Here is a 20,270-nt window from a genome sequence, read left to right on the forward strand (position 1 = left end):
AACGAGATACTGTGATTACCACTTTCAAATCGCATCTAGCGCTGACACATGTCAAAAAATATTTACCCGATAATCCTATCGTGGTGGAAGCTGGCGCTTTTGAAGGCAAAGAAACCTTACACATGAGCACACTGTGGCCAAAGGGTACAATGCACGCTTTTGAACCGGTGCCAGAAATTTTTGAAAAGCTTGCCGCCAACACGGTGCACATGCCCAACGTTATTCGTTATCCCTTAGCACTAAGTAATACAACCGGCACTGCCACGTTATATATTTCAGAAAAGCCAAATAAACCTGACATAGCATCACAAGGCAATTCGCTTCTTAAACCAAAAGAGCGCTTGAAACTTTCTCCGCTTGTTTTTCCCACCACTCTTGAAGTGCCCACAATCACACTCGATGATTGGCAAAAAAAATACAACATCAGTCACGTTGACCTCTTATGGCTTGATTTGCAAGGATGCGAACTCAATGTTCTCAAAAGTTGTCCGAATATCATGAATCATGTAAAAGTTGTTTACACCGAAGTTGAATTTGTGGAAGCATATGAAGGACAATATCTTTATCCTGATGTTGTCGCTTGGCTTGGCCAGCAAGGCTTTACGATGGTTGGAAGAAATTTTCCCGACAACCCAACGTGGTTCTTTGGCAATGCATTATTTGTGCGCAAATAACGAGCCTTATCTGTCAATTAATAAAAAATATTAGTCAATCTCTAGATTTTTACTTCTGAATCTATTACCTTGAGATACACTAATAATCAAAATTACTATTTTTCACATAAGGAGCTCAAAACAATGGCTTTTTCAGTTAAATCAAAAAAGAGTGGCAAAACGTATCACTTACATTCAAAAGAAGTAGAATTGACCGGTGGTCGCAAACAAAGAATTTATTACTTTGCAGGCGAAGCTGGCGAAAATTCACTTGATAAATTACCAGAAGGTTATGAAGTAATTGAAAACGAACGTACCGGTTTGCCAATGCTTCGCAAGAAGAGATAGGCCTTATCGCCAACGATTGATTTTCTACTACGAATTTTCTTAGTATGAATGAAAGAAAGCTAAAAATTATTTTTTAGCTTTCTTTTTTTTTGTACCAATGTAATACGATAGGGAGAAATATATGGAAGATTATACTATTTCAATGTCTACCGTCGCCCAGGATTCTGCTACCGTCCTTTCTCAAAAAAGGCAACCGCTCGTCACCGGCTTAATAATAACTACTACCATTATGACCGTTGCAACAGCTCTGGCAACGATACTGAACTGGCATTTGGTAAAACCAGCAATAAGCATTTTGTACAATGCAGCGGCCTGTCAGTTACAATTTGAGTGCTTACTCACCAGTGTATTGCCACAAGTTATAACGTTACTCCATAATAGCTTGTATGAATCTAATGTCATGGTTACAAGTCTTATTACACTCGTACTGCTCGCTCATTACCTTTGGCTTGGATTAACCCGTTACATCACCGCCATATGTACGGACGGCACTGCGCCTATCATCTATCTTTTTCCATCACCCTGGCGAGCAATAAAATCTCTTATTGCCACCGTTGTGTACCTCATTATGTTGTTGTTTGTTATTCCTGGTATCTATTGGGCAACACGCTTTACCTTCTTTAATAGCGCAATTGCTCACGATAATGCAGGCATGCTATCATCGTTCACCACAAGCTGGGCCATGACAAAAAATCAAAGCTGGCTCACCACGATTATGCATTGCATCCTCACCGTTGTTATAGTGGTTGCTCATGGCGTAACTCTTGGCCTTATCATCACCATGCCTATTATTATCGCCTTAACTTCTTTAGTTCCCTACTCTATACTTATCATCATGATTAATCTTATTGGCAGTATTGTAATAGGCCTTCTCGTAAGGATACCATGCACAATGGTGGCACATGCATGCGCCTATCGTCAGTTGACCTTGAAGAAATCTTTTTAACCAATTCTTAAATGAAAGAAACAACATGGAAATAAAACGCTTTTCGATATTCGCAACGTTTAAACATGCTTTTAAAACTATGATCGATAATGTTGGCCTTGTTGCGGTCGGCATGCTGGCTTATGCAGGAATTATGCTCTTGCTTTTGGCAGTTCTTGGCCTCATTAACATGACGCTCGTAAAAGAAATCTTTCAACATCTACCCAATCTCAAAGGTTGCCTCTGGACCCGCTGCACATTAACAGAAGAACAACTCTCTCCTATCATGATGATCTTGAAAGGCCACTTATTTGCATCAATCAGCTCAGGAATTATGTTTAGTTTTTTTGCCTACTGGCTTCAGTTTGGCTATACGAACTATTCATTACATGTGCACGATAACAATGCAGCACGCATAACAGATTTATTACCAGACATCACAAAATTATTAAAATTCATGGCTGCATCAATGTTATTCATACTCATATTTCTTGGTGGCTTAATTTTATTAGTGATACCTGGTTTTTATTTTTTACTTCGCTTCATGTTCTTTCCGTATGTTATTTTAACGCACAACGCTGGCGTAGTAGAATCGTTAAAAAGTAGCTGGCATATGACAAGGGGCTATGGCTGGGAACTCTTAGGATATTTCATTCTTTTGATAATAATTAGCACAGTTCTTGGCTGGATCCCCTTCGGATTCTTACTCTACTGGCCATTTTCTAGCTTAGCTTCTGTGTGCGCCTATCGTCAACTTTCGTCTAACCATCTTGAACAACTAGAACCTAAAGCTGAATAGGCTCGTTCAATAATATAAAACAAGGGACTGAACACAATTATTATTGCGTTCAGTCCCTTATTATTTTTAAATTAGATTTTTAATCACCGCTATAGAGCTTATCAATTAAATTCCCAACGCCATCCCAACTGAGTATGCGACCATTTGTTCGTTTTTGGCTCATCTGGCCAGCATAGACAACATAATTATTTTCAACAGCAGTCTGCGATAACTCATTCCATTTTTGCATCGGGCCAAAAAAGTTAGACGAAATCGTCTCGGATGACTTAATTTCCACGGGAATAAGTTGCGTGCCTTTATCAATAATACAATCAACCTCTAATCTATCGTTTTGATCACGCCAAAAATAAAGTGATGGCCACATACCGCGATTATAAAATTGCTTGCTCAAGTCACTGACAATGAGATTCTCAAACAATGGTCCACGAAATGGTGACAACGACAACGTCTTGGTTGAAGTGATACCCAATAAATTACAAGCAACACCTGTATCGTAAAAAAATAGCTTTGGTGTTTTGACCATACGTTTGTTAAAATTATTAAAATGTGGCGGCAGTAAAAATAAGATATAACTAGCTTGCAAAACAGAAAGCCATTTAGTTGCTGTTGGCGCAGTGATACCGCATTGGCTCGCTACCTCAGAAAGATTGAGAAGCTGTCCAATTCTTCCTGCGCACAGCATTAAAAATTTTTGAAACGTAAGCAAGTCGCCAACATTAATCAATTGACGCACATCTCGTTCAACATACGTGTGAATATAGGAAGCATATAAATCATTGATATCAAGAGCGGTAGTGTAAGCACGAGGATATGAACCTTGCACAATAAGTTCGAGCGCCCGTTTTTGTATGATCTTGTTACGACTAAGCTCGTGTATTGAAAATGGCAATAAGGTAAGAATGCCAACACGTCCAGCAAGTGATTGGGTTATGGCTTGGTTCATAAGAAAATTCTGCGAACCGGTGATGATAAAATAACTTGGCCTGGTTTTAAGATCTACTTCAAGCTGAATGTAAGATAAAATTTCGGGCACATACTGAAACTCATCCAAAATAATGCCATGTTCATTTTCATTCTCTGCCAAAAAACCTCGAGGATCTGAAGCGGCAAATTCACGGATTGCCGGATCCTCAAAAGAAAAATAGGCATGGTTTTTAAAGTATTCTTTAACCAGTGTAGTTTTCCCTGATTGCCGCGGACCTAAAATAGCCACCACCGGAAAATTAAGATATCGCTTAAGCGTTACCTCTATATCTCTTTTTAAAAACATATACTCCATCCCTTATTTTATGTGCTAATTTAAAGTTCAATTTTAAAGTAACACAAGACTACAGGGAAAAGCAAGGGGGTTTTTTGAAAACCAGACTTATACCCATCCGGACCACATAAAACAGTTACAGAATCGTGCACCACCCACCACTACGACATTGGGCTACTCTTCTTGCGGTAGCCAAACTCATGCGTGGCACCACAAGATCTTCTTCTGGGCCTTGGGCTTTTTCTTCTCGCTCTTGGGCAGACTCTTGCTCACAAGCAGCCAAAAACTTTCCAAAAGCAGCCGTTGCCTGACTCGGTTCCAATTCTCTTGCAAGATCCAAAACATTCTGGTTGAACTCGTTTTTTGCTCTAAGATTAACACGTTTTGTAGCGAGTAAAATTGCGGTAATTCTTGGACTATCGTTGATAAGAGCATACATCAAAGGAGTATAACCATGCGCTAGTTTACGATTAACATTTATCTTGCTTTGGACCAAACCGATCACTATTTCTTCATCATCGCAATTCATCTGCCGAAAATGATTAATATACGTAAGCGCATCAGAAAGATCCGGTTTTCCCATGGCAGACACATGGCCAATATGCATACAGAGTAATGTCATAATCAAGGTGATATATTTTTTCATTTTAATGCTCCTTACTAACTAACAATTTTTTGTTACCAGGCTAGTAGAGAAATAATAGATTTGTAAAGAGTCGATGCAAAAATAGACAATACTTGCTAATTAATTCCCTAGCTCACTAAACTACTAAAAGTAGCCATCGTAATAATTTTAAAAAAAGGAAACGCCATGAAAATTATGCATGTTATGCTATCATCAATCTTATTGATCACCTCACTTGTTTGCGTCGATAAAACAAATAATGCTGATTTGGACAACTATGTTACGTATCGAATCAACGTCGTTGAAAAAATGTTGGTTGATTCGCAAGACCCATACTGCAAAGAAGATATCCGCATCTTAAAACTGACTAATGCTCTCGGACTTTTAGACGACATCGAAATTATTGTAAAAAATAATGATCTCGCTCATCACAAAAAACACTTAGAACGCATTGAAGCGGCTCGAATTCAAGCATATATACTGCTTGGCAGAAATCAGATTACACCTTACGTTTGAACTTTTTTTCAATTTCATACGTGCCTAAAAGCCAACCGGTTGGGCGTCCATGAGGGCAGCTGAACCGGTTTTCTGTTTTGTGCAGATCTTCCAGAAGTTGTTCAATATGCTCCTTGCTCAACACATCACCAGCTTTAACCGCTGCCTTGCAGGCCATTTGCGCATGCATACGTTCATTAATAGTTTTGAAAAATTGTTTTTCATCAAGATGTTGTGTTTCGGTAATCCAACTTATCACCGCTTGGATAAGATCATCCAAGGATTGATTTTTCAAATGCACGGGCGTTGATTTAACCATAAGTTGTGTCGAACTAAAAATTTCTATACCAATACCATTACGTTCAAAAATATCCAAATACGGCTCCAGAAGAGTTATATCATCGGGCTTAATAGTAATAGCATAAGGAAATAACAACGGAATTGTTGCAACATCATTAAATCGCTTTGAAAATAATTCATACAGCACCCGCTCATGAGCTGCGTGCTGATCGACAATATACAATCCTTCTTCTTTTTCTAGTAAAAGATAGGTCTTACTAAACTGTCCAATAAATGTGTAATTTTTTTCTGAAACTACCTGTTCAGAAACAGATGTAAATTCTTCTTGTTCGTCACCAATAAAAGGACTTGTTTGCAAGGCTGCATCAATTGTTGCCGCTTGTAAGCTTTGCGCAATCGTGCTTTGTGTATGCACCATTTCTTGCACAGGCACATGATGCGTAACATTGTTTTTTTCTAACGATAGCGATGACGGCATATATTTTGCTGGCAACGTATACATCGGCTCAATAGCAATTCTCTGTATATTGGGCGAATAATGTTGCACCTCGGTTGCTGGCGCAAAGGTGATAGTTTTTTTCAGTTGGTTTGAAACATTCTGTTCTAATGCACTTTTTACGGCCTGCTGCAGGAGCTGCTCAATGACACGTGGATGTAAAAATTGAACTTCTTCTTTGCGTGGATGAATATTAATATCAACATGCGCCGTATCAAGTTCAATAAAAATACATGCTGCGGGAAAACGCCCTGGCTGGATAACATTGAGATATCCTTTGAGCAATGCGCTTGAAAGTTTTTGTTGTTTTACCCAACGCTTGTTAACAAAAAAGAATATATTACTGCGATCGTAGCGCATGTACTGATGATTGGAAATAACGCCATGAATGGTAATGCCACCTTGATTGCCCGTGGCATTGACTGGCAACATAACATTAGCCATGGCATGGTCCCATACTTGGGTCATACGTTGCTCAATAGTTTCTGTCGGTGGACAATGCATGTGCAATGCATTGTTATGAAACAATTTAAAATTAACGTCTAAATAATCCAAACAAAATGCAGAAAACAATTGTGCGATTGCACGCCACTCAGTATCATCGGTTTTTAAAAATTTTTTACGGGCCGGCACATTAAAAAATATATCCCGTATTGCCAAATCGGTACCAACATTAGCCGAGGCCAACGATTCTTCAATAACAGCCCCCTGCTCCAACTCAAGTTTAATCGCTTCTGTCGCGCCTTCTTCTTTGGTAATAAGCGTTACTTTGCTTACGCCTGCTATGCTTGAAAGCGCTTCGCCACGAAAACCAAACGTGGTTATTGAGTCTAGGTCATACACCGTGGACACTTTGCTGGTCGCATGGTGTTCAAAACACATATGCGCATCTTCAAGCGACATACCGCAACCGTTATCTACTACGCGAATCAGCTGTTTACCGCCATGTTCTATGTACACCGTGATGTGTGTCGCACCAGCATCAAGAGCATTTTCCAAAAGTTCTTTAACGATATTAGCCGGACGCTCGACCACTTCTCCAGCTGCAATTTTCTGGATTTGATCAGGGGCAAGACGATGTATTTTTGGCATAATAAAAACCTGGATTGCTATGAGTATAATTTTTTATAAAGCGTAGCATATTTATTCTGCTCAGCCAAAGAAAAAACTACACACAAAAATCAGGGCAATTGCCAACTACGCCTGCCTCAATGTTTTAGCAAAGTAGAACTGCTAACCAAAGAAAATTATCTTAAAAAAACAGTAGAGGGCTGCGTGTACTATCTACGCAGCCCTCTACTGAAAAATGGAGAAGAGAATTAAAAGTTATTTAAGACCAAGGAGCTTATAACCAATGCCTAAGCCAGCCATGATGCCTAATTTGCCCGCATGATTTTTTACAAAGTTATATGCCCTTGCTAAACGTGATGATTCTTGTATTGATGGTTCTGGTTTTTTATTAAATACACAAGAGTTAACTACGTGTGCTACACCACTCATTGCAGCTCCTGCCAGAGTAGCATATAAGCCTTTTTGGCAATATGAGCCAGCGCGCTCAGAAACCTGAAAATTATCATTGCGTACAAGATGCAATACCAACGCTGGAACTACACCCGCAGTTAATCCTAGGCATGCATTGCGCATAGCTTGAAGCTTACTACTTTGAGGTTGCATTATTTGCTCCAACTTTGTTAATGCATTTTCTAGTGTTTCACATGCTCGATGAACTACACCTGCCTGAGCAGCTACTGCTGATACTCTTGCTAGAACCTCTTTTGAAAAAGAAAGAGAATTGCTATCAGTCAGACTCAGCCTAGACTCAAAACTATGCTCCGGCTCAATTAAAAGCGTCAATGAGCAAACCGCCTTTAAGAACTCTGTATGCTCTTTATCAACATCATCTGCGTGTTTTTTTACACACCCAATTATCGCATATTGTTCTGTTACTTCTTTTGGTAGCGCCTCATATCGTCTTTTTAACATATCAAATTTTTCTGATACTTTATTATATCGATCGACTAGAACCTGCTCTACCTGACGAACTTGCGCAACTTTTTGGTGAACTGAAGAAATTTCGGATAATGCATTATTAATCGCCTTCTCCACCGCAGTTAATGCATCCTCAAACTTTTGGCATGCGGCACGCGTTTTATTCGCTTGCTGCATAACAGAAGCTGCACGCTCAGATATTACTTGAGAGAAATGCGGTAACATCAACCCCATACCTTGCGATACATTGTTAACACCACAGAAGACAGAAAGTTCTTGATACTGTTTATAAAAAGCTTGTCCTTCTTCATTCATAGCCTTATGTGAGGTCTGTGCCAAACTTCTTGTGTCCTTAACAATAGAATATTCTTTAATAGCTCCTCCTGCACGATTCAATAAAGCTTGTACTCGTTCAGTTTTAGAAGTGAGACTTTTAAATAACACACCTATCTCGAACTGTTCTTTAGCGACCTGCGATACGCAACCTAATCCTTCAAGCCTCTGTTTATAGACTTCAAATTCACGAGAAGCAACCAGTGCTTGTTGTTCAATACGCGCTACACGACTCTTAAGCAGCGCCTGTTGTGCCAATGTCGGTAAAAATTCTGATCCCACAGAAAGCAATGGTTTAAATTCACGTAATACTTGTTGAGCGACCTGATGCTGTTGCTGCGTTGCACTATAAGCATATTGAACGATTACGTCAGATCTTGTCGTTCGATTCAATTTCTCATAAACAGGAAAAACAACGTTATGTTGCTGCATTGCCTCATCTAAAGATTTTGCTACCATTTCTTTTGCTGCTGCAATTTTTTGCTCTGGGGTCATCCCAAACGCTGGAACTACTGACATTACAAGCGTTACCATGAACGCTGATCTTAAAATACCCTTCATAATATTTCCTCCATTATATAGGGATTATTCATTAAAACATTATACTTGTATTAATAATTAGAACTTATAAATAAATTATAAGAAAAAATTTAATACTTATTGTTAATATTAACCGATGGGGAAAGTTTGTCAAGCGGGCTATTTTTATACAATTTTTTTATTAAGTTTTATAGAGAAAAATGATCACTTATAAACATACCAGATCGATTCATTGCTGCTTTTTATAGCAAAATATATAAAGTTACAAATAGAATTATTTTGATCGAATTTAGGCCCCACGTGCCAAAGTACCCTTGATGCTCACTTGAAGAACTAAATCTGGTCCTACCTGTTTAGGCTGAACCGCAGTAAGAGTAAGGCCCTGTAGGCCAGGAATCTGCCGCAATCCACCCATAAGAGTAGCCATATCGCACTGAGAACAACGCAGCATAAGCGAGATTTGATCATTATTCAACGTAAAGGACTCCAAAAAGCCTTTATTACCGAGCAATAGCTTGATTTGGGTCATCACCATGCTAGGGTTTTGTGCCTCCGTTGTATATCGCTCCAAAACAGCCAACCGGGTATTCAACCCGATATCTTGCTCTTGCAAGGCTTTGTGCCGCTCAGCAACACCGGCCAACAAAGTCGCCTGCCTTTCCAGCGATGCCCTTTCACCTTTTATGCGCTTATAATCAGCGTACTGTTTGAAATGTACCACTGCCATGGCAACAAGCATGGCTGCCAAACCGGTAAAACAGAGACGTGTCCAATGCTTAATCTTTTTATAGGTACGTGCAGGCAGTGCATTAATAAAGTTAATATTCTTCATGCGATTCCTTTATCATACTGCGCCGCTAGGGCCAAACCAACTGCAGCAGCAAGGTTTTGTGCCTCTGTTTGTATATCAAGCGACACATGTGGCGCTATGGTTACAAGCCGACGCACCATATCCACCGTGCATAATTGTTCAATATTATTATTATTCCGTTGCATGACTGCGCCCAACTGACTGTGCCTGAATGCGTTTCCTTGCATACAACGATAAAGCGTCAATAATGCCATACGTTTGGAAGTCAGTGACTGCAGATGCAGATGAGCTGCCATAGCCAACAATTTATATTGCAATAATTGCTGCTGCGAAATACCGCAGGCATAAAAGGTAAAGGTGCCGTCATCTTGTGGATACAAGTACCTATAATCCCACACTAATCTTGTAGTATGCTGCAGCGTAAAATCTTCCTTGCATGGTGTAGCCATGGGATGCGTAATCAGTTGTTCCATAATACCAGGCCCAGACAAAGCACAGGCAATAGCGGCATTAGTGAGCTTATGAGTAGCGAGAAATTGATGAATATGACTTTTGAGAACAGTAGGATTAAATATATAAGAATTTTTCACATCGAGCGGTGCTAACGGCACCACGCGGTAAGCTTGCACAATAAACAATTGCTTCTTTGGTTTTAACCAACTTAAAACAAGCTGATTATCTCCTAGAATAATAGTGACCAACTCATGTTGTTTTTTTGGAATCAACCACACTGTCGATCCTTCCTGTGACCGTCCGATCTTTGCCCGCTAAGTCTTTATGAACTTTTACGTCATTAAAGCCGGCACTCTTCATGAAATCAGAAACCTTGTGACCTTGTTTGTACCCAATTTCAAGTACCACTTGTGGAATACCCCGCTGTTGCATTTCAGCATTCAGTTCTATGAAATCCGCTGCTTGTTCGATGAGTTCATACAAAATAGCATATCCTTCATCCTCAGCCACCAATGCTTGCGGATCTTCCCACGTAGTGACTGAATTATAAAGCTCTTCAAATTCATTAAACGAAATATAGGGCGGATTGGATACGATAAGGTCAAATAACTGATCCGTTGGTACCGCATCAAAAAGATCCGATTCCATAAAGGTGATATTGGCAATGCCATTGTGTTGTGCATTAGCTTTTGCAAGTTCAAGTGCTTGAGCCGAAATATCAATGGCATAAACCTGTGCCGCTGGCAATGCATGCGCTAATGCTAATGCAACGCACCCAGAACCAGTACAAGCATCCAAAATGGTGATCGATTGATTTTCTAACCTCTTTAAATCACCAATAAGATTAGCAACCCATTCTTCTGTTTCGGGACGAGGAATCAGCACCGGTGGTTTGACCATGATTTCAAGGTCAACAAATGGTACCGATCCTATTAAATATTGCAAAGGCATAGATTCATTAATCAGCGCATCAAGCCAGGCTGCCAACTGCGCCTCTTGTTCTGGCGTCAACTCAAAAGAATTCTGAGCTATAAGTTCAATATGATTTTTTTTAGTAATAGCTTCGACTATCCACCATGCAGATTGCTCACGCAACGTGGCGTCGTGGTACACAGGCCGTAATGAAGTTTTAATGCGCCCAATGAGCGCCGTTATTTTTTTTTGTTCCATACAAAGAACAATAACAGATCGAACTACGAAAAACTACAAACGAATGTAAGATGATAAAATAACTGCATTGAACAAAGAATATTTTAACACCCATTAGGCTTCTCAAGACTTGTCGATTTTATTGAATTTCTGCAAAGTGACTAGTTGTAAGCTGCCGATAAACACACGTTTGAAAAAGCATAAGAAAACTTACACACATAGCACCGGTAATAACGTTACCTACCCATATATGCGAAGGCATCACATGACTTGCAAAAATATACCATGTTTTGTTTATTATTGAGACAGCTATACCAATAATTACCAAGCCCATAAATAGTTTCAATAGGTTACCTTTGGTTAGCTTCCAACTTGTCTTGAAAGCCTCTATAACGCTTGCATTTTTATCAAAAATGATATGCATAAAGAATTCAACTCGAAGGTATAAAAAAAATAAGAAAAAAATAAGAAAAAATGTTGACGCGAAAACGTAATCTACTCTCTCTAAATTTATAAACTCGTATGATCTAATTATTGTTGGTTCATATGCAAAGAATTCTAATTTTAAAACAAATATTGTCATGGTTATACAGAGTACCATTAAAAGAACAAATGATTTAATAAATTGCCGCCAACCCGGAACAAGTGCTTTAAAAGAAATTTGATTATTATCATGTGAATGCAAATAATAATTAATATAAATAATTGCTGGCAAACCAAATACAGCAATAGGTCGTAAAACTTTAAATAAATACAATGTTGCCAATGGCGTCTTTGATAGCGAAAAAATGTGCATAAGCAAATTGCCCACCAATAAATCAACTATAAAAATGACCGGTAACAACAACATAAAAATTTTTAATAAATTGAGATAATCAACTTTTATGATTTGAAACACATGTTTAAAAGTTTTAACTAGAGTAAAACGATTCTGCATATGATCACTCCTCGGGTATTATATTAAGATGATAATTATAGCGAGCCTATCATGGTGAATAGAGACAACGCAAGATTATCCATTAAGTAGTTGTTCTACGTATTCTTGCGCATCAAACACTTTTAATTGGTCAAGTTGTTCGCCATAGGTTATGTAAGCAATAGGAATGCCAAGCTCTTGCGTAATGGCAAACACAATGCCACCTTTACCCGTGCCATCCATTTTGGTGAGCACAATACCATCAAGATGTGTGCTTTCATGGAATAATTTTGCCTGTTCAAAGGAGTTTTGCCCAAGCATGGAATCAACAGTCAATAAGGCACACACGTTATGATGTGGCAACTGCTTGCCGATCACATTGCGAATTTTTTCTAACTCTTTCATTAAATTAGTTTTCGTTTGCAAGCGACCCGCGGTGTCGACAATTAAGGTGTCAAACTGCTCGTTTTTAAATTTTGTGCATCCGGTAAATACCACCGATGCAGGATCTTGATTTGGATTACCCACCAAGATTGCAGTATTACTACGCTCTGCCCAACGGGTCAGTTGCTCAGGAGCTGCAGCACGGAACGTGTCGGCAGCTACGAGTAATACTTTTTTACCCTGGCTACTTAAGCTATTTGCTAGCTTGCCAGCAAAGGTTGTCTTGCCGCTACCGTTAATACCCACAAGAAGGTAAACCGTAGCATGAGTTGGTGCTTTTTTTGTTTGAAGCAAGGCAAGCAATTGCTGCTCAAGAACATTTTTGAGCGTATGACCTTCTGGCAGCTTACCGCTTTGATAGGTTTGCTTGAGGTGCTCAATAATAGTACGTGTTGTTTTAACACCAGCATCTGACGCAATTAAAATTGTCTCCAACTCTTTGAGTGCCGCAGCGTCCACCGTATTACGCGCAAAAAGCGCCTGAATTTTTGTGGTGAATTGATTATAAATTTTTTGTAAGGTGTTTTTTAGAAAGCCAAACATAGGAGGAGCACCTTTCTTAAAGAAAAATTATAAGGGACATTCAACTTCCAAGGGACGAGCCATAAGCTCTGCCAGCAAATCATCTATTTTTTTTCCATTAAACATAACATGATACAATCCTTGGCAAATAGGCAACTCTAATTGCTGTGTACGAGCAAGATCGTATACCGACTGCACGGTGTTGACACCTTCAGGCGCTGTGCCAATTTCTTGCAGAATTGCCTCAAGAGTTTCACCCTTGCCAAGACGTTTGCCCAACGCAAAATTTTTACTCTGCGTGCCCGTAGCAGTCAATACTAAATCGCCAACGCCGGACAGTCCATACAGCGTCGCTTGCTTGCCGCCAAAAGCTGTAGCAAGGTGTACCATTTCATGCAGACCACGTGTTAAAAGAAATGCTTTGGCGTTCTCTTTGTATCCTGCTCCTTCAAGCATGCCAGTACCCAAGGCGAGCACATTTTTGACCGCACCACCAACTTGGGTGCCAATAAGATCGAGCGAAACATAAGGTCTAAAAAATTTTGTCGCTAGCATTTGTTGTAGCTCTAAACCAATAGCGCAATCGGAAGCGGCTATGGTTGCGCCGGTAATATCTTGATTGGCAACATCCTGGGCAAAACTGGGACCAGAAAGTACGGCCTTTTTTGTTGCAGCACCCAACACATCATCTATCATCTGGCTCACCAAAAAGTGCGTGTGCTGCTCCATGCCTTTGCTTAAAATTACCCACACTTGGTCATGCGTGCAATGAGACTTTGATTGTTCTAAAATCGTGCGTAAAAACTTAACCGGTACCGCCTCAAAAATCCACTGAGCTCCCGCAAGAGCCTCTTGCAAATCGGTTACTGGTTCAATAAGGTTACTCAATTTCACACCCGGCAAATACTGCTCGTTGCTGCCCTGTGCTTTAATAGCAGCAATAACCTGCGAATCGTGAGACCATAATTTTACGCGGTACCCATTGTGGGCTAATAGAGTAGCAACTGCTGTGCCCCAGGCGCCAGCTCCCAACAAGGTGACTGTTTTCATATGCCGTAATTCCTTTGGGTATCTTTAAAAAAAGTAACCGCTTTTTCTAGATCATTTTTAGTAATCTCTGGCCATAAACAATCAAGGAAATAACATTCCGCATAAGCTGCTTGATAGAGTAAAAAGTTGCTCAGCCGCTTTACGCCACCGGTACGTAAAATCATATCCGGTTCGGGCATACCACTGGTCCATAAATGTTGAGAAAATAGTTCGTCAGAAATTTGATCTTCTTTAAGCTCGCCTGTTTGAATCTTACGGACAATTTGTTTCACGCTGCCCATAATTTCTTGACGGGCGCCATAACAAAATAAGAAGTTAAGATTTAAGGTAGAACAATGCGCAGTGCCTTGTTCAATACGTTCGCATACGGGTCTAATTTTTTCAGGAAACAATGAACGATCACCAATAAATCTAACGCGCACACCTTTTGCTTGGTATTCTTTTAGCATGCCATCTGATTCTTCAAGCATGAGATCGAATAAAAAATTTAATTCTGTTTCGGGGCGCTTAAAATTTTCAATGGAAAAGGTATATAACGAGAGATAGGGAATATTTTTTTCTATACAAAAATCAACGACACATTTAACCGCCTGTACTCCCTGACGATGTCCCACCCAAGGCAACCAGCCTTTACGTTGAGCCCACCGACGATTGCCATCCATAATACATGCAAAGTGTTTCATTGTATTCTCCGTTATGGGCGTTTTGGAAGCACTCGTTGATTATCGCGTTAATAGCTCAGTTTTATTGATAGTCAGTGTATTAAATCTGGTATTCCATGCAGTAATACCATAACTGATTGCGTGGTACATCAACACCGTACCACTTGCAAATACAACGCGTTCAACAAAAACAACCGGAACTAAGCCATACCACACTGCCGGGGTCATAGGATCGGCATAGATCCAAATAACAGAACCTACCGCATGGGCCATAAAGGTTGCGCCCAATGACTCCGCAAACAATGATTTTTTACGAGCTAGGGTGAGCACCACCGGCACTAACCAGTAAAGACTATAAACCCACGCTTGTCCGCCAACCGGGTTGAGTATGAATAAACCCATACACGTTAAGGGGACGCCAACACGGAACAATAATGAGGAGTTTTTCCAATAAAGAGCTGCAAAAAGCCCAGGAATATGGTATGCTAAGTGTATGAATGATAGAGAACCAGTCCACAAGAACTTTAAGCCCAACCCCATTCCACAGATCGCTAGAATCCCCGTGTTGCTACTGAACGCACCAGCCAATGGTATCACCATAGATGTTGCAGAAAACAGCGCGGTATACGACCCAATAATAAAACTTACTTTAAAAAAGCTCGCTATCTTTATTAGAATGTTAAATAAGAGAACTGACAAACCGGTTTTTGACACAGTATTTGAATTATTTTTAATCATTAAATTCCCAACAAAAAGGACGGTGAAACATACCTACTAAAAATACTCCCCAAACGAGGATTAATCAACTGAAAATTTGTACAACACAAGGAGTTAACGTATGAAATACAAAGCAATAATTTTCGATATGGATGGTACCATCATTGATACCGAACATATCTGGAAACAAGCAAATCGAGTCCTCGATTAAAGAAAAATCAGCCTACGCTGACGAACTCTACGAGCAAGGCGTCTCATTCATTCAAGGGTTCCAAGAATTCCACCAAAAAGCATGTGCTCTAAATCTTAAAATGGGTGTTGCGACAAATGCAACCGACCAAACCGTATTCATCACCAATCGAGCACTCGATCTAAAAGGTTTTTTTGGTGAGCATATCTATAACATTTCCCATGTTAATAATCTGTTCAAACCCCATCCAGCCTTATATTTGCACGCAGCAAAACAACTAGGCATCGATCCATCTGAATGTATCGCAATTGAAGATTCGTCGCATGGCATTGCAGCCGCACGTGCTGCTGGTATGTTTTGTATCGGCATTAATACCGCTAAAAAACCAGAACGAATGACTGCATCGCACATCATTATTGATGAATACCACGAAATTGACCTTGAAGCATTATTAGAGCTCGTAAAGCACCAGTGAAGCGCCACAGTTTAAAAACCATTGTCTAGCGCGAAATTCTTCGTAGCCTTGGCGTAGTAGAATAACTCAAAGCTCACCAACACTGGACATCAGTCCAGTGTCATGCGGCAATCGCCCCTCGCAACCTATTCACCACAAAATATATTTTTACTCAATCACCTTGCACAACAAACACCGCTCTGCAAGTCTAGTAATAGACCTCGTTGCGTTTTGAACCGATAAACCTAACGCTTTATAAATTCGTTCCCATTCTGTGGGATTGTTCCATACCTGCCTATCATCTAAATAAAAATTTCTTATTTTAGGTAAATTCCAATCATTTTCTTGCGACCGTACAGGGCTCACAACAACTAATATAAAATCTAAAGACGGAAACTTATTTTCAATAAGATCCCTAAAAGCAATGGCTTGTTGTTTATTCATACCAAAATGTCTTATGAAAAATACTTGCTCATCGCCATTACAAAATTCATACATTCTTTTTATGCGCCTTGCGTATTTTGAAGTTATTTCGTCATAAAAATCCATATAATGAGGGCTGATTTTTCCCTGACTCACAAGAACCGCAACGTCTTCTTGAGAGCCGTCAATTGATGGTTTAATAGTCTGGGTAGTTGTTGGAAAATCATGAACGAATTGAAATCCGTAATAGTCGACTATGCCTTGCTGGTCACCTCTTATTCTTAAGCTAGATTTTTCTAAAAAGTGTGCAAAGTCATCGTTAAAAGCTTGATAAAGACCTGCAAAACTAGATACAATCCAATCAAGTGGCAGAGAGACTTGTCTTAAATTCAAACCTTTAATTGCCGCAGCCGCCGAACAGTGAGTGCCGATCGGGATGATTTTGTAAGCAAGCACAAGAGTGTTGCAACATATTAATACCGTTATTATTATTGTTTTTATCATTTTTTCATCCTATTTTATGCATCGTGAGTTTGAATTAATCATAAACAATACCGTTGCGACCACTAACGTCGGCCTCGTCTCATGCGGCGCTCGTCCCTCTCAACCACGTATGAACAAATTCTATGTATTCTGGTGGATTGTAGCTCATACACGTGTGAAAATTAAACGTATTATTTCTGCATCCTGTTTTGTCCAACACCGATTCAAGATCAATTAAAAAATAATTATTACCATCATACGAAATATTACCCGCCACCAAATCGTAATACGCCAAACCCGTACGAGCCACCGTTGCCTGTAACGAATCTAAAAATCTTTTGAAAGCATCATTTTGGTGCTTGAGACTTTTTATCGTCCCATGGCAATCTTTTAGTAAATTATTCTGTTTTTTATAACCATCGACTGCATAGGTTATATATCCTCTGCAAATCCCTTCTTTATCAAAAATTACGCAATGCAGTGGCGCAATGTCTTTATAAAAACCTTGTTTTACGCCCATCAAAAAATAGGATTTAAACCTATAATCTTTTTTCCAAACTTTAACGTATACGTTGTTTTCTTTATCGTAGTACACTTTTCTTTTTTGATTTTTTTGCACACACTTCATTTTTGAATAAGGCACATCTTCTAAATCGCATACCGCACAATGCTGACTAATTTCTCGCATGTCTGATTTAGCTTTTGTGCTATTCATGACTAAGCATTTGGATAATAAAGGAATGTTTACTTTATGCGTCCGTGACTCTGCACAAACAGGACTTAACACCGATAAAAATAATGCTGATACTATACCAATCTTTGTCATCATAACCCCCTCATAATACAACTTCCCACACTTGTTATTGGGATTGTAGCATTGGAAGCACTATGAATGATAGATTATTGATAAGAGAAATAAAAAAGGGCAAAAATCCAATGATAAAGAATCACCGAATGTTTACCCGAATTATAAAGCATCTAAATAGTTATAGTTGTGCTTGCGCCCATGCAAACGTGTCTCGCCAACGATTCAGCATTTCTTGCTTATGCAGCACGCCGAAAGCCTTAATTTTTTCTTTTAAAGTTTGGTAATCAGTTGTCTTTACTTTGTATTGCAAATCTTCCCAAGAATCAAAATAGATCATAACTTCGCTATTTTCAGGGCAATACCATTCTGAAAGCTCAAGATGATCTAATGCAAAAAATCTATACAAATGTCTTTCCGCATCATTCCTATAAAGTTCTTTTAAAAACTTTATTGAAGGGACAAAATGAGGCAACCCTAGCTGCATATTCTCAAATAACGCCAAATTGGACCATTGATAAGGAAAATGAAGAATTCCCTTAAAATCTTTTAAATCATGCGGTCCATTATATTGGCCACAATAAGTCGCTATTCCCAATTTCTTGCAGGTGCTTTGCAAATGCTGCACTTGATGGGGCTCCATGCGCAATGGAATAAATAATGTTTCTTCTTTCTTAATCTCGTGAGGAATATAACTCACTCCCTCATATCTCATGTTATTTTCTATTGAGCCACAAGGTTTAATAATAATATCACCTGTGTTAACACCTTTTGTTGATGCATAAAAATGTTCATAGGCAACATAGCCAATTACTTTCACATTTGATTGTGTTGCTGCTTTATTGAAAAGATTATAATATTCAGCATCAGGAAACTCTGAATCCCGGCTTTCCCAATCGTAATAATCAAAGCGATTACATATCCAAATTATGAGAGGATTTTTCCACCCATTTTGCAAAAAAATTCTTGCAAGTGGTGCCGTGTCTGAAGTAACAATCGCATCAAATTGATTAAAATAATCTTTATGCTTTATCCATATTTTTTCTGCCCGCTCATGACTGATGTTATATACGGCATTTCCTTTTGAATACCCATCAAATTCTGCACCTGGCTTTTCGAGAATATACCAAGAGGTGAGGTCAAGGTGTAGTTCTTGTGCAACTACTTCAAAATCTTTTACACAACCGTGATGAAAACTAAGGTGTAAAACTTTTATTGCGGTAAGCGTTGTTGGCAGTAACAAGTTAGCCAAGACAATAACAATCCCAAAAAACTTATTCATACTACCCTTTCATGATTTTTAAAATACGCTATGATATACGATTTTTAAAATGTGCTGTCAAACTTGCATGAGAACATTGACCAATTTTTTTTATGCACGATACTGTAGAGCAAAATTTAACGTCTCACAAAGGAATCGTCATGAAAATAAACAACATGTTATTAATGTTTGTTTTACCTATTCTGCTTATTCATCATGTCAGCAAAGCACATACCAACATACGCACGCTACCATTCAAAAAAGTCATTATCTGGGGCCACAAACTCCATTCTCATACCCATTCTTATATACATTATGCTTTTTATAAAACATTCAAACATCTGGGTTATGATACCTACTGGCTGGATAATACAGATGAAGTAAGCACTATAGATTTCACCAATTCACTTTTCATTACCGCTGGTCAAGTAGACCAAAAAATACCATTAAGAAATGACTGTCGCTACATACTCCACAATTGCAATCTTGAAAAATACCAGCCATTGTTCGAACAAAATCTATGCATACTACTACAGGTATATACCCACGATTGCATAAAGCGTAACGACACAAAAATAGACGATTGTATCTATATGGATATCAACAATAAAATACTCTATATGCCATGGGCTACTGATTTATTGCCTTACGAAATCGATGCCATAAAAAAACAAGTTTCTCATAGAAAAACAGAAGACTGTTTTTATTGGATAGGAAGCGTTTGGGGTGATAACGAGCAAGGCAATTATGATACATTGAATCAATTTGTTAAGGCATGCACAAAAAACAATATTAAATTTAAACAGTTTCTATTTATTAGCCCAGAAGAAAACATACAATATATGCAACAATCCTATCTGGCACCAGCCTTACAGGGGCAATGGCAATGCGAAAATGGCTACATTCCATGCCGCATATTTAAAAACATTAGCTATGGGCAAATGGGCATTACCAATTCAAAGACCGTGTACGATCTTTTTAAAGGCAAAATTGTCTACAATCAAGACGCCTTCCAACTTTTTTACGACGCCCAAGAACGATTACGCACCATGGACATTACAGAACTTTATGAGCTGATGGATTTTGTACGAGATAATCATACCTATATTAATAGAGTCCAATCATTACTCGATTTCATGAATATCATAAAACCATTTAATAACTAACCA

General features: G+C 39.0%; 22 protein-coding genes. 7 read left to right on the forward strand and 15 right to left on the reverse strand.

Annotated features, from left to right (window positions below; translation table 11 throughout):
- The first annotated feature begins 11 nt into the window (after nucleotides 1–11).
- The 4 genes from NTX86_01075 (at nucleotide 12) to NTX86_01090 (ending at nucleotide 2,725) form a co-directional block, all read left to right on the forward strand.
- Nucleotides 12–674 carry an FkbM family methyltransferase gene (locus NTX86_01075; GenBank protein ID MCX5921901.1) on the forward strand — a complete coding sequence of 221 codons (663 nt, stop codon included), beginning with the start codon at nucleotides 12–14 and terminating at the stop codon, nucleotides 672–674.
- Nucleotides 675–797: 123 nt separating this feature from the next.
- Complete coding sequence (locus NTX86_01080; protein ID MCX5921902.1) at nucleotides 798–1,001, forward strand: hypothetical protein; 204 nt, start codon at nucleotides 798–800, stop codon at nucleotides 999–1,001.
- A 121-nt stretch (nucleotides 1,002–1,122) separates the two neighbouring features.
- The gene (locus NTX86_01085; protein ID MCX5921903.1) at nucleotides 1,123–1,947 is read left to right on the forward strand and encodes a hypothetical protein; all 825 of its coding nucleotides are present in this window, start codon (nucleotides 1,123–1,125) and stop codon (nucleotides 1,945–1,947) included.
- 25 nt (nucleotides 1,948–1,972) lie between these two features.
- Nucleotides 1,973–2,725 (forward strand): hypothetical protein, encoded by a 753-nt coding sequence (locus tag NTX86_01090; GenBank protein MCX5921904.1) that lies wholly within the window; start codon nucleotides 1,973–1,975, stop codon nucleotides 2,723–2,725.
- Nucleotides 2,726–2,804: 79 nt separating this feature from the next.
- Here NTX86_01090 and NTX86_01095 read toward each other — a convergent pair whose 3' ends face one another.
- Entirely contained in the window at nucleotides 2,805–3,995 is a 1,191-nt protein-coding gene (locus NTX86_01095; GenBank protein ID MCX5921905.1) for an ATP-binding protein, read from the reverse strand.
- 124 nt (nucleotides 3,996–4,119) lie between these two features.
- Complete coding sequence (locus tag NTX86_01100; GenBank protein MCX5921906.1) at nucleotides 4,120–4,629, reverse strand: ankyrin repeat domain-containing protein; 510 nt, start codon at nucleotides 4,627–4,629, stop codon at nucleotides 4,120–4,122.
- Nucleotides 4,630–4,794: 165 nt separating this feature from the next.
- On the opposite strand from NTX86_01100, the gene NTX86_01105 reads away from it, so the two are divergent.
- Nucleotides 4,795–5,124 (forward strand): hypothetical protein, encoded by a 330-nt coding sequence (locus tag NTX86_01105; protein ID MCX5921907.1) that lies wholly within the window; start codon nucleotides 4,795–4,797, stop codon nucleotides 5,122–5,124.
- Here NTX86_01105 and mutL read toward each other — a convergent pair.
- The 10 genes from mutL to NTX86_01155 all read right to left on the reverse strand — a co-directional run bounded on the left by mutL (nucleotide 5,108) and on the right by NTX86_01155 (nucleotide 15,506).
- Nucleotides 5,108–6,991, reverse strand: coding sequence for a DNA mismatch repair endonuclease MutL (gene mutL / locus NTX86_01110; GenBank protein ID MCX5921908.1), 1,884 nt, complete (start codon nucleotides 6,989–6,991; stop codon nucleotides 5,108–5,110). The two genes, NTX86_01105 and mutL, sit on opposite strands and share 17 nt — an antisense overlap.
- A gap of 234 nt (nucleotides 6,992–7,225) precedes the next feature.
- Nucleotides 7,226–8,782, reverse strand: coding sequence for a hypothetical protein (locus NTX86_01115; protein ID MCX5921909.1), 1,557 nt, complete (start codon nucleotides 8,780–8,782; stop codon nucleotides 7,226–7,228).
- A gap of 268 nt (nucleotides 8,783–9,050) precedes the next feature.
- Nucleotides 9,051–9,593 carry a hypothetical protein gene (locus NTX86_01120; GenBank protein MCX5921910.1) on the reverse strand — a complete coding sequence of 181 codons (543 nt, stop codon included), beginning with the start codon at nucleotides 9,591–9,593 and terminating at the stop codon, nucleotides 9,051–9,053.
- Nucleotides 9,590–10,303 (reverse strand): hypothetical protein, encoded by a 714-nt coding sequence (locus NTX86_01125; GenBank protein MCX5921911.1) that lies wholly within the window; start codon nucleotides 10,301–10,303, stop codon nucleotides 9,590–9,592. The genes NTX86_01120 and NTX86_01125 overlap by 4 nt, the downstream gene beginning before the upstream one ends.
- Nucleotides 10,275–11,195: a peptide chain release factor N(5)-glutamine methyltransferase gene (prmC, locus tag NTX86_01130; GenBank protein ID MCX5921912.1), complete on the reverse strand. Its 921-nt coding sequence runs from the start codon at nucleotides 11,193–11,195 to the stop codon at nucleotides 10,275–10,277. Before prmC ends, NTX86_01125 begins: the two co-directional genes overlap by 29 nt.
- Nucleotides 11,196–11,313: 118 nt before the next feature.
- Nucleotides 11,314–12,111: a hypothetical protein gene (locus NTX86_01135; GenBank protein ID MCX5921913.1), complete on the reverse strand. Its 798-nt coding sequence runs from the start codon at nucleotides 12,109–12,111 to the stop codon at nucleotides 11,314–11,316.
- A 75-nt stretch (nucleotides 12,112–12,186) separates the two neighbouring features.
- Nucleotides 12,187–13,077: a signal recognition particle-docking protein FtsY gene (gene ftsY, locus NTX86_01140; GenBank protein ID MCX5921914.1), complete on the reverse strand. Its 891-nt coding sequence runs from the start codon at nucleotides 13,075–13,077 to the stop codon at nucleotides 12,187–12,189.
- Between the two features lie 27 nt (nucleotides 13,078–13,104).
- Complete coding sequence (locus tag NTX86_01145) at nucleotides 13,105–14,106, reverse strand: NAD(P)-dependent glycerol-3-phosphate dehydrogenase (GenBank protein MCX5921915.1); 1,002 nt, start codon at nucleotides 14,104–14,106, stop codon at nucleotides 13,105–13,107.
- A complete protein-coding gene (gene uppS, locus NTX86_01150; protein MCX5921916.1) occupies nucleotides 14,103–14,789 on the reverse strand; it encodes a polyprenyl diphosphate synthase in 687 nt (228 codons plus the stop codon). The genes NTX86_01145 and uppS overlap by 4 nt, the downstream gene beginning before the upstream one ends.
- Nucleotides 14,790–14,828: 39 nt before the next feature.
- Nucleotides 14,829–15,506 (reverse strand): hypothetical protein, encoded by a 678-nt coding sequence (locus tag NTX86_01155; GenBank protein ID MCX5921917.1) that lies wholly within the window; start codon nucleotides 15,504–15,506, stop codon nucleotides 14,829–14,831.
- A 143-nt stretch (nucleotides 15,507–15,649) separates the two neighbouring features.
- Between NTX86_01155 and NTX86_01160 the strand changes: the two genes are divergently transcribed.
- Complete coding sequence (locus NTX86_01160; GenBank protein ID MCX5921918.1) at nucleotides 15,650–16,150, forward strand: HAD family phosphatase; 501 nt, start codon at nucleotides 15,650–15,652, stop codon at nucleotides 16,148–16,150.
- A gap of 147 nt (nucleotides 16,151–16,297) precedes the next feature.
- Here the strand turns inward: NTX86_01160 and NTX86_01165 are convergent, their stop codons facing one another.
- The 3 genes from NTX86_01165 to NTX86_01175 all read right to left on the reverse strand — a co-directional run bounded on the left by NTX86_01165 (nucleotide 16,298) and on the right by NTX86_01175 (nucleotide 19,122).
- Nucleotides 16,298–17,056: a DUF1796 family putative cysteine peptidase gene (locus NTX86_01165; protein ID MCX5921919.1), complete on the reverse strand. Its 759-nt coding sequence runs from the start codon at nucleotides 17,054–17,056 to the stop codon at nucleotides 16,298–16,300.
- Nucleotides 17,057–17,135: 79 nt separating this feature from the next.
- On the reverse strand, nucleotides 17,136–17,864 hold the full coding sequence (locus NTX86_01170) for a hypothetical protein (GenBank protein MCX5921920.1): 729 nt from the start codon (nucleotides 17,862–17,864) through the stop codon (nucleotides 17,136–17,138).
- 157 nt (nucleotides 17,865–18,021) lie between these two features.
- A complete protein-coding gene (locus tag NTX86_01175) occupies nucleotides 18,022–19,122 on the reverse strand; it encodes a hypothetical protein (protein MCX5921921.1) in 1,101 nt (366 codons plus the stop codon).
- A gap of 140 nt (nucleotides 19,123–19,262) precedes the next feature.
- Here NTX86_01175 and NTX86_01180 point away from each other — a divergent pair, with 140 nt between their 5' ends.
- Nucleotides 19,263–20,267: a hypothetical protein gene (locus tag NTX86_01180; GenBank protein MCX5921922.1), complete on the forward strand. Its 1,005-nt coding sequence runs from the start codon at nucleotides 19,263–19,265 to the stop codon at nucleotides 20,265–20,267.
- Nucleotides 20,268–20,270 lie beyond the last annotated feature (3 nt).

The organism is Candidatus Dependentiae bacterium (assembly GCA_026389015.1).
GTDB lineage: Bacteria > Babelota > Babeliae > Babelales > Vermiphilaceae > JAPLIR01.